At 68.2% G+C, this 14095-nt stretch carries 15 protein-coding genes; 9 read left to right on the top strand and 6 right to left on the bottom strand.

The window, feature by feature from the left end; genetic code table 11:
- The first annotated feature begins 7 nt into the window (after positions 1-7).
- Positions 8-700: a hypothetical protein gene (locus UCD39_RS06900; RefSeq protein ID WP_330495307.1), complete on the top strand. Its 693-nt coding sequence runs from the start codon at positions 8-10 to the stop codon at positions 698-700.
- Between the two features lie 96 nt (positions 701-796).
- On the opposite strand, the gene UCD39_RS06895 is transcribed toward UCD39_RS06900, so the two are convergent.
- Complete coding sequence (locus tag UCD39_RS06895) at positions 797-2383, bottom strand: acid phosphatase (RefSeq protein WP_330495306.1); 1587 nt, start codon at positions 2381-2383, stop codon at positions 797-799.
- Between the two features lie 58 nt (positions 2384-2441).
- Between UCD39_RS06895 and UCD39_RS06890 the strand changes: the two genes are divergently transcribed.
- From UCD39_RS06890 to UCD39_RS06875, 4 genes are all read left to right on the top strand, one after another.
- A complete protein-coding gene (locus tag UCD39_RS06890; protein ID WP_330495305.1) occupies positions 2442-2870 on the top strand; it encodes a cytochrome c peroxidase in 429 nt (142 codons plus the stop codon).
- Positions 2871-2884: 14 nt separating this feature from the next.
- Entirely contained in the window at positions 2885-3727 is an 843-nt protein-coding gene (locus UCD39_RS06885) for a cytochrome-c peroxidase (protein ID WP_330495304.1), read from the top strand.
- A 169-nt stretch (positions 3728-3896) separates the two neighbouring features.
- A complete protein-coding gene (locus UCD39_RS06880) occupies positions 3897-4943 on the top strand; it encodes an EAL domain-containing protein (RefSeq protein ID WP_330495303.1) in 1047 nt (348 codons plus the stop codon).
- A gap of 139 nt (positions 4944-5082) precedes the next feature.
- Entirely contained in the window at positions 5083-5460 is a 378-nt protein-coding gene (locus tag UCD39_RS06875) for a catalase-related domain-containing protein (protein ID WP_330495302.1), read from the top strand.
- A gap of 32 nt (positions 5461-5492) precedes the next feature.
- On the opposite strand, the gene UCD39_RS06870 is transcribed toward UCD39_RS06875, so the two are convergent.
- The 3 genes from UCD39_RS06870 to UCD39_RS06860 are packed head-to-tail and all read right to left on the bottom strand — an operon-like array spanning position 5493 to position 8803.
- Complete coding sequence (locus tag UCD39_RS06870; RefSeq protein ID WP_442943596.1) at positions 5493-7022, bottom strand: DHA2 family efflux MFS transporter permease subunit; 1530 nt, start codon at positions 7020-7022, stop codon at positions 5493-5495.
- A 55-nt stretch (positions 7023-7077) separates the two neighbouring features.
- Positions 7078-8220: an HlyD family secretion protein gene (locus UCD39_RS06865; protein ID WP_330495301.1), complete on the bottom strand. Its 1143-nt coding sequence runs from the start codon at positions 8218-8220 to the stop codon at positions 7078-7080.
- On the bottom strand, positions 8201-8803 hold the full coding sequence (locus tag UCD39_RS06860) for a winged helix-turn-helix transcriptional regulator (protein ID WP_330495300.1): 603 nt from the start codon (positions 8801-8803) through the stop codon (positions 8201-8203). The genes UCD39_RS06865 and UCD39_RS06860 overlap by 20 nt, the downstream gene beginning before the upstream one ends.
- Positions 8804-8918: 115 nt before the next feature.
- Here UCD39_RS06860 and UCD39_RS06855 point away from each other — a divergent pair, with 115 nt between their 5' ends.
- The 3 genes from UCD39_RS06855 (at position 8919) to UCD39_RS06845 (ending at position 11501) form a co-directional block, all read left to right on the top strand.
- Positions 8919-9398, top strand: a complete 480-nt coding sequence (locus UCD39_RS06855; RefSeq protein ID WP_330495299.1) for a MaoC family dehydratase — start codon at positions 8919-8921, stop codon at positions 9396-9398.
- Positions 9399-9505: 107 nt separating this feature from the next.
- Entirely contained in the window at positions 9506-9937 is a 432-nt protein-coding gene (locus UCD39_RS06850) for a 6,7-dimethyl-8-ribityllumazine synthase (RefSeq protein ID WP_330495298.1), read from the top strand.
- Positions 9938-10094: 157 nt separating this feature from the next.
- On the top strand, positions 10095-11501 hold the full coding sequence (locus UCD39_RS06845) for an MFS transporter (protein WP_330495297.1): 1407 nt from the start codon (positions 10095-10097) through the stop codon (positions 11499-11501).
- Here the strand turns inward: UCD39_RS06845 and UCD39_RS06840 are convergent.
- The gene (locus UCD39_RS06840; protein ID WP_330495296.1) at positions 11486-12412 is read right to left on the bottom strand and encodes a Gfo/Idh/MocA family protein; all 927 of its coding nucleotides are present in this window, start codon (positions 12410-12412) and stop codon (positions 11486-11488) included. The genes UCD39_RS06845 and UCD39_RS06840 overlap by 16 nt on opposite strands.
- Positions 12413-12588: 176 nt before the next feature.
- On the opposite strand from UCD39_RS06840, the gene UCD39_RS06835 reads away from it, so the two are divergent.
- The gene (locus UCD39_RS06835) at positions 12589-13338 is read left to right on the top strand and encodes an SDR family NAD(P)-dependent oxidoreductase (protein WP_330495295.1); all 750 of its coding nucleotides are present in this window, start codon (positions 12589-12591) and stop codon (positions 13336-13338) included.
- Positions 13339-13387: 49 nt separating this feature from the next.
- Here UCD39_RS06835 and UCD39_RS06830 read toward each other — a convergent pair whose 3' ends face one another.
- Positions 13388-14059: a DUF3313 domain-containing protein gene (locus UCD39_RS06830; RefSeq protein ID WP_330495294.1), complete on the bottom strand. Its 672-nt coding sequence runs from the start codon at positions 14057-14059 to the stop codon at positions 13388-13390.
- Positions 14060-14095 lie beyond the last annotated feature (36 nt).

The raw sequence follows: 14095 nt of genomic DNA, 5'->3' as shown, positions 1-14095 counted from the left end.
CCTACCGATGCCCATCCGCCGCAATGCCCGCCTCACCCTGACCGCGGCCCTGGGGGGCGTCATGGCGCAGGTTGCCGTCTTGTCCGCGCAGGCCCAGACGGCGGACGGCCTCCAGCTGAGCGCCGGCCCGGTGGTCAGCACCCTGGGCTTGGGCGCAGAGATCGGCGCCCGTTTCGACGACCGTTTCGGCCTGCGGCTGAACGCCAACGGCTTCGCCTTCTCCGCCAACCACACGGTGCGCGACGTGCGCTATGACGGCGACGCCACGCTGGAATCCTTCGGCCTGCTGGCGGACCTGCATCCCTTCGGCGGCGGCTGGCGCTTGACCGCCGGCGCACGCCTGAACCTGAACGAAGTCGACCTGAAGGGGACGCCGCGGAACGCCACCTACACCATCCACGGCATGACCTACACCGCCAGCGAGGTCGGCAGCCTGAACGGCAAGATCGCCTTCAACCGCTTCGCCCCTTATGTCGGCGTGGGCTATGAGGGCGCGGTCGCCGACCACTGGCGCTTCGGCATCGACCTGGGTGCCATGTACCACGGGACGCCCAAAGCCTCCCTCGACGCCACCGGCCCCGTCACCACCACCCCCGACTTTCAAAACCGCCTGGACGCCGAACGCCAGGAACTGCGCGACGACGTGAAAGACTACAGCTGGTACCCGGTGCTGAGCCTGACGATGAAGTACGCGTTCTGAAGCGGCAGAGGGCCTGAGAAGCGGCAGAGGGCATGAATCGAAAACGGGCGCCGTCGCCGACGCCCGTTCCGCTCAAGCCTGAACCATCCCGCCCGCTTACTTCCGGGCGAAGTCCAAGGCACCCGTCAGGTCGCCCAGGGCCGGGCTGCCGTTGGCAGCCAGGGCGGCGTCGCGCTGCTTGATGCCTTCCAGCTTCGGCAGGTCAAAGCGGCGGGTGATGAAGCGCAGGATGGAGGTGGTGTCGTAGAAGGTGTGGTCGACATAGCCCTTCTTGGCGAAGGGCGAGATGATGATGGCCGGGATGCGGGTGCCGGGGCCCCAGCGGTCGGCCTTGGGCGGGGCCGCGTGGTCCCAGTAGCCGCCGTTCTCGTCGTAGGTCACCACCACCAGCATGTTCTTCCACTGCGGCGACTTGCGCAGGTGTTCGATCACATCGGCGATGTGGGCGTCACCCGACTGCACATCGGCATAGCCCGAATGCTGGGTCAGGTTGCCCTGGGGCTTGTAGAAGGTGACGGCGGGCAGCTTGCCGGCGTCGATGTCCTTGATGAAGGCCTTGCCCGCCAGCCCGCCGTCGCGCAGGTGTTCCTTGCGCGCCGCCGTGCCCGGGGCCATGTCGGCGAAATAGTTGAAGGGCTGGTGGTGGTACTGGAAGTTGGGCACCGGCGCCGCGTTGCCGTGGTCCAGCGTCTCCTGCCAGGCGCCGCTGTACCAGGCCCAGCCGATCTTCTTCCGGCTCAGCAGGTCACCGATGTTGGGCATGGTCTGTGGTGGCAGCGTGGTGGGGTCGGACGGGTCGGCGAACCGCGGGTCACCGCCCGGCGCCGGCTTGTTGGCACTGGGCTGGTAGGGCGGCTGCATGGTGTTCACGGCATAGAAGTCGGGCGTCAGATTGCCGCTGTTCACGAACTTCGGCGGGCCCTGCAGCGCCGACTTGGGCGAGTTCGGCGCCTGGGTCAGGGTGACGCGGTCAGGCTCCACCACCGAGATCGACTCCTTGGCCGGCCCCTGGTCGGCATTGGGGTAGTAGGGCGCGCAGGAGCAAATCAGGATGAAGTGGTTGAAGAAGGAACCACCGAAGCCGCCCATGAAGAAGTTGTCGGCCAGCGTGTATTGCTGCGCCAGCTTCCACATCGCCTGCTTGGTTCCGTCATAGTGGCCCATGACCAGCGCGCCGGAATCGGCATAGGCGACGAACTTGTCGTTCTTGCCGCCATCGATCTGCATCTGGTTTTCATAGAAGCGATGCACCAGGTCGCGGGTGATGACGCCCTGCCCCTGGTTGAAGCCCTTGGGATCGTCGATGGCGAGGGGCTGGTTGGGCAGGTGCTCCGTCTGGGCCTGCGTCACCTCCGGCGTCACGCCGCGGGCGGTGAGGCCCTTCCAGATGGGCGGCAATTCCTTGAGCACCGTCCCGTCACGATCGCGCTGCGCCAGGCTGTCCTGCGGCGCGTTGGCGATGCCGTTGGCGCCGGGGAAGGAGCCATACAGGTTGTCGAAGCCGCGGTTTTCCGCGTAGATCACGACCACGGTCTTGATCTTGGCCAGGTCGGCGTCAAGGCTGGCGGCCTCGGAACCGGTGGTGGGGGCCGCTGCCATCGCCCGGTCACCAAACCCTGCCATGATCCCGGCGGCCAAGGCCACCGCGGCCACACCCAGACGCAAGCCACCGCTCCGACCCATGTCCACTGCCCCCATTTCCACTGCCATGATGTTCCCCTTCTTCGTTGTCTCGCTTTTGATGACGGTCTTATACGGACGCGTGGAAAAACGCATCCCCTGGCGCCGCGCCCTTGGGCTTGGCGCGGCAATTTGGCTGGCCGGCACGGCGGGCCTGACGCCCGCGACGGCCACGGCACAGGGGCTGAGCCGGGAGGAGGCGCGACGGCAGGCGGCGGCCCTGGCGGAGGTGGGGCGGCAACTGTTCTTCGACCCGCGCCTGTCGGCCAGCGGCATACTGGCCTGCGCCAATTGCCACGATCCGGCGCATGCCTTCGGCCCGCCGGATGGGGCGGCGGTGCGCCTGGGCGGCGCCGATGGCCATACGCCCGGCCTGCGCGCCGTGCCATCGCTGATGTACCTGCAGGACGTCCCCCCTTCGCCCAGCACTACCGCACCTCGGAAGATGAAGGGGATGAGAGCGTCGACAACGGCCCCACCGGCGGCCTGACCTGGGATGGCCGGGTGGACGGCCAGCGGGAACAGGCCCGCATGCCCCTGTTCAGCCCGTTCGAGATGGGGAACACCGACCCGGCCGATTTGGCCGCCCGCCTGGAAAAGGCAGGCTACGCCGCCCCGCTGAGGGCGGCCGTCACCCCCGGCGGCGAGCACGGGGATTTGGTGGACCTGGCATTGCGCGCGCTGGACGTGTTCCAGCAGGACGGATCGCTGTTCCACCCCTACACCAGCAAGTACGACGCCTATCTGGCGGGCAAGGCGGCGCTGACTGAGGAGGAGACGCGCGGGCTGGTGGCGTTCGAGGACCCGGCCCGGGGCAATTGCGCCAGTTGCCATGTCAGCCGGCCGGGGCTGGACGGCACCCCGCCGCACTTCACCGACTATGGCCTGATCGCCCTGGGTGTGCCCCGCAACCGGGACATTCCAGCCAACACCGACCCGACCTATTTCGACCAGGGCCTGTGCGGCCCCTTGCGCACCGACTTCACCGGCGTCACCGACTATTGCGGCCGCTTCCGCACCCCCACCCTGCGCAACGTGGCGCTGCGCCAGGTGTTCATGCACAACGGCGTCTTCCATACCCTGCGCCAGGTGATGGAATTCTATGCGGAGCGCGACAGCGATCCGGGCAAATGGTATCCGCGCGGCGCCGGCGGCAGCGTCATGAAGTTTGACGACATCGCCGCCGCCGCCCACGGCGGGGTGGCCGAGGCGGTCAACCAGGAACCGCCCTTCGGCCGGCGGCCGGGCGATGCGCCGGCGCTGAACGCACGCGAGATTCAAGACATCATCGCCTTTCTGGGCACCCTGACCGACGGTTGGTCGGCCAAGAAAACGGCCGGACGATAATCGACGCGCATCTCAGGATGATGACAGGACGCAAGGCCGCCAGCCCAACACCGAAACGGGGTTGGCAAAGCGATACGTGCGTCGGGCGCAACCAGCGACGCCTGTCACAGACGAAGCGCGCCGTCCAGGATAAGATTTAACAACCGCTTCTACTTGAACGAGCGCGCCCATGGTCTTGTCCCCGCTCTTCCCCACCCGGCGCGACGGTGGTGTGTTCAACCTGTTGACCAGCGCGGCGGTCCTGGTGGTGCTGCTGGCGGTTCTCACCTGGGATGGGCTGCGCGACGTGGTGGCGGCCGCCACCGGCCTCAGCATGGCGCGGGGAGAGATGCTGAGCCTGTTGGCCCTGCTGGCCATCGCCGGCCTGGCCCTCCATCTGGCACGCCGCATCTGGACCCTGATCCCCCACACCCGTTTCTCGGCGGATGAGCGGCGCATCCTGCGCAGCCTGCCCCACGCCGTGGCGCGTGGCGAGATCCAGCCCTACTTCCAGCCGGTGGTGGACGCCGGCACCGGCCAGGTGGTGGCGGTGGAAGCGTTGGCGCGCTGGATCAAGGCCGACGGCACCCTGTTGTCCCCCGGCCAGTTCATCGGGCTGGCGGAACGGGGCGGGCTGATCCGTCTGCTGACCAAGGGCATCATTGAGCACGCGGTGCGCACCGCCGCCGCCTGGCGCGCGGAGCATGACCTGGACATCCCCATTTCCATCAACCTGTCGGTGGAGGATCTGGAGGCCAGCGACCTGGTGGACCATCTGATCGCGCTGTGCGACCAGCACGGCGTGCCCCACGGCGCCATCCGGGTGGAACTGACGGAAACCCAGTCGATTGTTCATTTCGATGTGGTCGACAGGGCGGTGGCCACGCTGCGCCAGGCGGGCATGGCCGTGTACCTGGACGATTTCGGCACCGGCTATGCCTCGCTCAGCGTCCTGCACCGCATTCCGTTCACCGGAATCAAGCTGGACCAAAGTTTCATCCGCACCTTGCGCGATGATCCACGCGCCGATGCCATCGTGCGGGCCAGCGTGGCCATCGCCCAGGATCTGGGGTTGTCGCTGGTGGCGGAAGGGGTGGAGGATTGGGAGACGCGCGACCGCCTGGGCGAAATGGGCGTGCGGCACATCCAGGGCTTTGTCTACGCCCGCCCCATGCCGGCGCCCGAGCTGATCGCCTTCGCCCAGCAGGTGCAGCCGGCCCTGACGCTGTCGCTCTAAGCGGATCTTCCAGGGCGCGCCGACGCGGCCCAATGTCGCCACACAGACGGACAAAAGGTCACCGTGCCGTACAAGCCAGGTGAGCCCGCGTCGGTCATGCTGCCCATCGTGCCGCCCAGCCTTGAAGGAGATGACGAGAATGGCCCGCTATCCCGCCCTGTTCTGCATCACCTGCGGCCGCGTTGAATCAGTGCCGGGCCAGGCGGCGGCCTCCCCCGCCACGGCCGCCAACGACCCGATGGCCCCGGCCGCGTACGACACGACGAGTGAAGGAGCCCGCACCATGGCCAGCATGAACGCCTTGTTCCGCCTGTTGAGCCCGGCGCAACGCGCCATCCTCATGGACGACGTGGCGGCAAGCATGCAGGGGATGCCGGTGGCCCTGCAACAGCGGCAGTTGGCCCATTTCGGCCGCACCGACCCCGCCTATGGCGCCGGTGTCGCCGCACGGCTGGGCTTGACACCGCCGTCGGCGTCGCGGCCCACCCTGATGGAAGCCGGTCACCAAGCCGGCTGACCGGAGAAGGTCAGGCCCCGGTTGTTCCGCCTTCAATGCGCGTCAGCGGATGGCCCCCGGGGCGGCGCCACCTTGCGCATCGCCGGCGCCAGCAGCGTGGCGATGATGAAGCACACCATGATGACCAGGAAGGCGTCGGCATAGGCCATGGTCTGCGCCTCGCGGTAGGCCAGGGTCCACAGCTGCTTCAACGCCGCGCCCTGCCCCCGCAGCACATCGCCGCCCAGGCTCGCCCCGTCGGATGCCCCTACCTTGGCCAGCAGGGCGCGCAGAGGCGCGCTGGCAGGGGTCAAATGTTCGGCCAGGCGCAGGAAATGCAGGTTGGTGCGGTCGTTCAGGATGGTGCCGCACACGGCGATGCCGATCGCACCCCCCAGGTTGCGCATGAGGTTGAACAGGCCCGACGCCTGCTTCAGCCGCGCCGGCGGCAGGCCGCCCAGGGTCAGGGTGACGATGGGCGCCACCGCGAACTGCTGGGAGAAACCGCGGAAAGCCTGAGGCAACAGCAATTCCCGCCACCCCCAATCATGGGTGATGGGGGTGAAGTTCCACATGCTGAGGGCGAAGCCGGCCAATCCCACCATCATCAGCCAGCGCAGGTCCACGCGCCTGGCCAGGATGGTGTAGAGCGGGATGGCGCTGACCTGGAACAGGCCGGTGGAGAACACGGTGAGGCCGATGTCCAGGGCACTAAATCCCCGCACCCGGCCCAGGAACAGCGGCGTCAGGTAGATGGTGGCGAAGATGCCGATGCCGGTGATGAAGGAGAACAGGCAGCCCAGGGCGAAGTTGCGGCTTTTCAGCGCCCGCAGATCCACCACCGGCTGGGCGTAGGTCAGGCTGCGCACGATGAAGGCAACGCCGGCGATGGCCGAGATCCAGGCCGTCAGGCGGATGGTGTCGTCATCGAACCAGTCCCAGCGGGGCCCCTCCTCCAACGTGTATTCCAGGCAGCCCAGGGCAATGGCCATCAGCAGCATGCCGGGATAATCGGCCCCCTTCAGCAATGACCAGTCGGGCTCATCGATGCGCACCATCAGCGGCACGGCGATGGTTACGAACAGGCCCGGCACCAGATTGATGAAGAACAGCCAATGCCAGGAATAATGGTCGGTGATCCATCCGCCCACCGTCGGGCCCAGGGTGGGCGCCAGGGACGACAGGGCCCCCACCGTGGCGGCGGCCACCACCACCCGTGGGCCGGCGAAGAAGGCGAAGGCGGAGGTGAAGACCATGGGGATCATGGAGGCGCCCAGGAAGCCTTGCAGCGCCCGGAAGACGATCATGCTCTGAATGTCCCAGGCCCAGCCGCACAGCAGGCTGGTCAGGGTGAAACCGGCGGCGGAGACGGCGAACAGCCAGCGGGTGGACATGACCCGCGCCAGCCAACCGGACAGGGGGATGACGATGATCTCGGCGATCAGATAGCTGGTCTGGACCCAGGCCGTCTCATCCGTGCCGGCCGACAGCCCGCCGCCGATGTCGCGCAGCGAGGCGGAGACGATCTGGATGTCCAGCAGCGCGATGAACATGCCCACGCACATGATGGCGAAGGCGACGATCTTGCCCCGGGGGAAAGCTCCTTCCTTTGCGGGCCGGCTGTTTGCGGGAGGGCCGTCACGGCACCGTCTTCCCGGCTGCGGCGACCGCCTTGCCCCGGGAACCCGCGCCGTCCTTGGTGTTGATGGCGGCGGTGACCGACAGGCCGGGCCTCAGGCTACCCAGCAGGCCGCCTTCGCCCTCCAACAGGATGCGGACCGGGACCCGCTGCACGATCTTGGTGAAGTTGCCGGTGGCGTTCTCCGGCGGCAGCACGCTGAACTGCGCGCCCGTGGCGGGCGCCAGGCTGGCCACATGGCCCCGGAACTCGCGCCCCGGCAGCACATCCGCCACCACCGACACCGGCTGACCGGCCTTCAGGCCCGCGATCTGGCTTTCCTTGAAATTGGCGTCCACCCACAGGCCCCGCGCCGGCACGATGGCGATCAACTGGGCGCCCACCGTGGCGTAGGCGCCCGGCCGGGCGCTGCGGTTGCCCACCGTCCCATCGATGGGGGAGCGCAGTTCGGTGTAGCTGAGGTTCAGTTCTGCGGTGTCGCGGTCGGCGATGGCGCCGGCCAGCGCGGCCTCCGCCTGGCGCTTCTGGGTATCGATGACGTCGATCTGGCGCTCGGCCGCCTGCAGGGTCGCCGTCGCCTTCTCACCGTTCGCCACCGCCTGCTTGTAGGCGGCATCCGCCTTCTCGAAGGCCTGGATGGAGGCGGCGGCCGTGGCCGACAGCGCGCGGTAACGGTCCTGGTCGTACTTGGCGCGGTCGCTCTCGGCCTTGGCGGCCCCCACGCCGGCGATCGCCTGGCTGATGACCGCCTGCTGCAGGCGCCGCTGCGCCTCCAAATTGGCCAGCGTCGCCTCCTGCGCCTGCACCGCCGCCACGGCCCGGGCAAGGGCGGCGCGATAGTCGCGGTCATCCAGCGTCAGCAGCAGGTCGCCGGCATGCACCGCCTGGTTGTCGGTCACCGCCACCTGGGCGATGAAGCCGGACACCTTGGGCGCGATGACGGTGACGTCGCCGCCGACATAGGCGTCGTCCGTGCTTTCGATAAAGCGCCCGCTGGTCCACCAGTCATAACCATAGGCCGCAGCAGCGACGCCCAGGGCCGCCCCCAGGGCGGACAGGAGAAGCGCGCGGCCCAGGCGCCGCGGCTTCACCGGCGCGCCGGCTGGAAAGCCGTCCTTTTGCTCATAGGTCTGGCTGGTCATGGGGGCATCCTTCAAGCGCCGGCACACGCGGATGGGCATCGGTGTCGGCGGGCTGGATCTGCGGCTCGGTACCCGGAACCGGGGCGGGCGCTGGCGTGGTGGCCGGCCAGACGGGGTGGACCGCCAGGGTGTGGCTGTCGGCGGCGGGACCGGCCACGACACGGAACGCGGGGAACGCCAAGGGCTGGCCGCTGGCCCGGTCGATGAGCAGGGGATCGGCCGGCACGCCGGTGGCGCTGTTCACCACATGCACGGCGGGGCCCTCGGGGGCGAAATACCGGTTGCCCCAAGCCATGAGCGCCCACAACACGGGGCGGAAGTCCCGCCCCGCCTGGGTCAGCAGGTATTCATGGCGCACGGGCCGCGTGCTGTAGGGCCGCTTTTCCAGCAAGCCGTGCGCGACCATGGCACGCAGGCGGCGGCTCAGCATATTGGGCGCGATGCCCAATTTCTTGTGAAACTCGTCAAACCGCTGGGCACCCAGGAAGGCCTCGCGCAGGATGAGGATGTTCCAGCATTCCCCCACGCGCTCCAGGCTGCGCGCGATGGGGCACTGCAAATCGCCAAAGCTGTTGTGCTGCATGATGCTCGTCCCTATGTTGCTTTCATAATGAAAGCAACGACACCATCTAGGTTCCGTTACTTTCATTATGCAAGTGATAAACCACGCCATATCCTGCCAGGGGAGCGCACCACCCATGTCCGAAACGGCGGCCATCCTGTCCCAGCCCGGTAAGCTGTACCTGGACGACCTGCAACCGGGCCAACGCCATGTGACCGGCGCCCGCACGCTGGATGCTGACGCGATCAAGGCGTTCGCGGCGCAGTTCGACCCACAACCCTTCCACCTGGATGAAGAGGCCGCCGCCACCAGCTTCTTTGGCGGGCTGGCGGCCAGCGGCTGGCATACGGCGGCCACCACCATGCGGTTGATGGTGGACGGCCTGCCCATCGCCGGCGGCGTCATCGGCGCAGGCGTGGAGATGAGCTGGCCCACCCCCACCCGCCCCGGCGACACGCTGCAAGCCCATTGCGAAATCCTGGAGGTGCGGCCCTCCCGCTCCCGCCCTGACCGGGGGATGGTCACCATCCGCACCGAAACCCACAACCAGCGGGACGAGGTGGTGCAGCTGATGACCACCAAGGTGGTGGTGTTCCGCCGGCCGGCCGGCGCGTAAGGCCGCCCGTCTTCCCGCCGCCACCGCTTTTCGCCATACTGCGGCGGCAGCCAAGGGGACGCTCTCAGCGTGCCCACCCCGGCCCCCATCTCAGGAGTACCATTCCCGTGTCCAAGAAAAGCGGAGTCGCCATCGTCGTCGGCTCCTTCCACAAGAACGAATGCGAGACGATGCTGGCCGCCGCCGCCGGGGCCATCAAGGAACGCGACATGGACCTGCGCGCGGTGGTGCGCGTGCCGGGATCTTACGAAAAGCCGTTGGCCACCAAGCGCCTGCTGCTGCGCGATGATGTCGACGCGGTGGTGGTGCTGGGCATCATCGAGCATGGCGAAACCGCGCACGGCCGCGTCATGGGCCAGTCGGTCAGCGACGCCCTGGTCACCATGCAGCTGGAGTTCATGAAGCCCATCGGGGTGGGCATCATCGGGCCCGAGGTCTTCCCCACCCAGATCCAGCCCCGCCTGGTGGGCCATGCCGTGGCCGCCGTGGCCGCCGTGGAGGTCATGCTGGCCGGCGCCGAATCCCCCTACCCGATCTGATCCCATACGCTTGTGCCAAAGGCGCCCCGAAGCGCTGAACGCGAAAGCGCTGGCATGGCACGCCAGCGCTTTCGTCGTGCCTGCCCGGGGCCAACTTCGACTATCCCAAAATGATCAAGGGAAGTGCCAGGCAGGGCACCCCGGCAGGGATAGGCTGATGACCGCAGACGTGATGGACGCCCCACCAGCAGCCCCCGCCGATGGGTTGCCCGACAGGCCCCGGTTCTGGGCCATGGCCGCCATCCTCACGGCCGTCGGCATGGCGACGCTGGACACCGCCATCGCCAACACCGCCCTGCCCACCATCGCCGCGGACCTCAAGACCACCGCCGCCGATTCGGTGTGGGTGGTGAATGCCTATCAACTCGCGGTGGCTGCCGCCGTGCTGCCGCTGGCCTCGCTGGGCGACCTGCTGGGACAGAAGCGGGTCTATCTGGCGGGCCTGATGCTGTTCGCCGTGTCGTCGCTGGCCTGCGGCCTGGCCCCGTCCCTGACGCTGCTGGAATTGGCGCGCGTGGTGCAGGGGCTGGGCGCCGCCGCGTTGATGAGCGTCAACATCGCCCTGATCCGGCACATCTACCCCAGCCGCATCATGGGCCGGGGATTCGGGCGCAATGCCCTGGCGGTCGCCATCTCCTTCGCCATCGGGCCCACCGTCACCTCGACCATCCTGTCGGTGGCGACATGGCATTGGCTGTTCCTGGTCAACGTGCCCTTCTGCCTGTTGGCCCTGGGCCTGGGTATCGTGACCCTGCCCACCATTCCGCCGCTGGGTCACCGCTTTGACTGGATCGCGGCCGTGCTGACGGCGGGCCTGTTCTCCCTGCTGGTGCTGGCGATGGGGGAGGTGGCGCACGCGGCCGCCTGGCCCCGGGTGGCGGCCGAGGCGGCGGGGGCTGCCCTCTGCGGTGTCCTGCTGCTGCGGCGCCAGCGGGGGCATCCAGCACCCATGCTGGCCGTGGACCTGTTCCGTAACCGGGTCTTCGCCCTGTCGGCGCTGACGTCGGTCTGCACCTTCGTCGCCCAGGGACTGGCCTTCGTCGCCCTGCCCTTCCTGTTCCAATCGGTCATGGGCCGGTCGGCGGTGGAAACCGGCCTGCTGATCACCCCGTGGTCGGTGGTGGTGGCGGTGATGGCGCCCATCGCCGGTAAGCTGTCCGATCGCTATCCTGCCGGTATTCTGGGCGGCCTGGGCCTGGCGATGCTCTGCCTGGGTATGGTGCTCACCGCGACGATGCCGGCCAACCCGTCCAGCCTGGATATCGCCTGGCGGCTGGGCGTCTGCGGCGCCGGCTTCGGCTTTTTCCAGTCACCCAACCTGAAGGCCCTGATGAGCAGCGCCCCCCTGCACCGCAGCGGCGGGGCCAGCGGCATCGTCGCCACCGCGCGGCTGATGGGCCAGTCGACCGGCGCCGCCCTGACCGCCGCCTGTTTCGGCCTGCTGGCCAACCACGACCTGACCTATGGCGCCATCCTGGCGCTGTGGCTGGGCGCCTTCGCCGCCGGGGCGGCCAGCATCGCCAGCTTCCTGCGCTTGACGGTGAGGACTCAGCCCGCCGTCTGAATCTGGCATACCACCGTCTCGCACAGGCGGTGGGTTTCCAGCGCGTCGCGGGCGCTCAGCGTGCGGCCGGCGCGCAGCGCCGCCAGGAAATACTCCACCGCCTGATGGATGCCGCGCTGGTCGGACACCGGCGTCCAATCGCCCCGGCGGGTGCTGATATGGGTGCCGGCCTCGGCGATGTGGATGTCCGCCATGTCGACGACGCGATGGCGCAGGGCCTGGCCATGGTGGTCCATGCCCGAAACCTCCAGCACCTCCTCATTCACACCGGCGACGCGGTTCATGGTGCCGATGGCGGTGCAGGCGCTGGCGCCAGCGCCGCCCGCTAATGTCAGCACCACATGGTGCAGCAGCCCGTCCACCACCCGAGCATCCACCCGCAGGTCGCGCACCGGCGCCGGCAGGAGGAAGCGCAGCGTATCCACCACATGGATGAAATCGTCGAACACCACGGTGCGCGGGGTGTCGGCCAGATCCACCCGGTGCTTTTGCATCAACACCAAGTCGCGCGGCGCCGCCGCCAGCGCGGCATAGGCCGGGGCGTGGCGGCGGTTGAACCCGACCATCAGGCTGACGCCCCGCGCCTCCGCCAGGTCCACCAGCCGTTCGGACGCCTCGGCGGTATCCGCCAGGGGCTTGTCGACATAGGTGGGGATGCCGGCCGTCAGCAGGCGGGTAACCAGTTCCTCATGCGCGGCGGTGGCGGCATGGACAAACGCGGCGTCCAGGCCATCGCGCAACAGGTCATCTAGGTTGGTGTGGGCATGGGCGACGCGCCAATCTGCGGCAAGGGCCCGAACCTTGTCCGAGTCCCGCGACATCAGGGACAGGGTCAGGTCCCGCCGCATACCCAATACCGGCAAGTAGGCCTTCCGGGCGATATCCCCCAGGCCAATCATCGCCACGCGCATCCCCGCCCCCGTCGCATTCCAACATTCCGGCCCCACCTTAACGCCCGGTCCGGCGCAAAAACCAGCTATTGGCAGGTGCGATACCGCACGCAATTTAAAATCGAGGGTGAAATGTACAAGCGGGGGTTCAGGAACGGCGGCACCCTGCGCCTCGGTTCTTCCCGGAAACGATAGTCATGACAAAGAAATTGGCGGGCAAAGTGGCCCTGGTCACCGGTGGGTCGCGGGGCATCGGGGCCGCCACCGCGCGGGCCTTGGCCGGCCAGGGGGCGGACGTCGCGATCAGTTACCTGACCTCCTCGGCGCTGGCCGACGCCGTGGTGCGGGACGTGCAGTCCCGAGGTGGCCGCGCCGCCGCCTTCAAAGCCGATCAGGCCGATCCACACCAGGTCGATGGTCTAGTCCGCCGGGTGGCCGCGCAGTTCGGCCGCCTCGACATCCTGGTGAACAACGCCGGCATGTTCGCCACCGGCGACGTGGACGACCCCGATTGCGATATCGAGGCGCTGACCCTGCAATACGCCGTGAACCTGACCGGGGTGGTCGCCGCCATCCGCGCCGCCTCACGGGTATTGGCGGACGATGGCCGCATCATCACCGTGGGCGCCAGCGTGGCGTCCCGGGTGGGCTTCCCCAGCCTGGCCGACTACACCGCCGCCAAGGCGGCGGTGGCCGGCTATTGCAAAGGGGCCGCCCGTGACCTGGCGCGGCGCGGCATCACCGTGAACGTGGTGCAGCCCGGGTCCATCGACACCGACCTGAACCCCGCCATGGGCCCCTTCGCCACCGTGCAGACGGCGGAAAACGCCTTCGGCCGCTATGGCCGCCCGGAGGAAGTGGCCGCCGGCATCGTCTTCCTGGCCAGTCCCGACGCCTCCTTCGTCACAGGCACGGTCCTGACCATAGACGGCGGTTACGGGGCCTGACCCCGGAAGGCGCTTCCCACCGATGCCGGCATTCGGCACCGGCCGCCAGTCAGGCATCCGGCCTCAACTGGTCCAACAGGACGTCCGCGCCCTTGTCGATGCCGGTCTTCGCCGCCCCCAGCGACCCAAAGCTGGCGCCGATGTTCATAGCCCCGGGATATTGCTTGGTGATGTAGGCGGACAGCAGCTTGCCGCTGGCGGCATCGTGGATTTCAACGGCGTAGACGACGGCGCCGCTGATCATGCCCTCGCGTCCCCGGATGGCCTGGACCCCATTGTACAGCCCGCCGGCCAGATCGAAATGGCTGAAGGGGCCGATGACGGCGGGCGTCGTGGTGGCGCCGGTCAGGGTCAGATGGATGCGCAAGGTGCCGGGTGCCGGGGTCCCGGTGATTTGAAACCGGGTGGCCAGCCGCTCCCGGAATTGGGCCTGCATATAGTCGGCCAACTCCACCTTGTCCTTTTCATCCATGTCCCCGAACTGGCTATCGATGCCGTAATAGATCGCCACCGGGTCGACGATGACCCTGGTGTAGGTCCGCCAATCGACGGGTGTCGCATAGCGATAGGGGAAGCGGCCGGTTTCGTCGGCCGGATCGGGCCGCAGATAGCGGGCCGAGGCGATATCGCGGTACGGCGCCGGCTCTATGCCGCCGCAACCGGCCAAAAGGGCGCACGCCATCAGCGGCGGCAACAGCCGCCGGATCAACAGGTCGGACATTCATGTCTCCACAGGTCAAGGCCACGGGCGGGCCTG

The organism is Nitrospirillum karajorum, assembly GCF_036348415.1.
In the GTDB taxonomy this organism is placed as follows: Bacteria; Pseudomonadota; Alphaproteobacteria; order Azospirillales; family Azospirillaceae; genus Nitrospirillum; species Nitrospirillum amazonense_B.
This window is presented reverse-complemented; position numbering and strand designations above follow the sequence as displayed.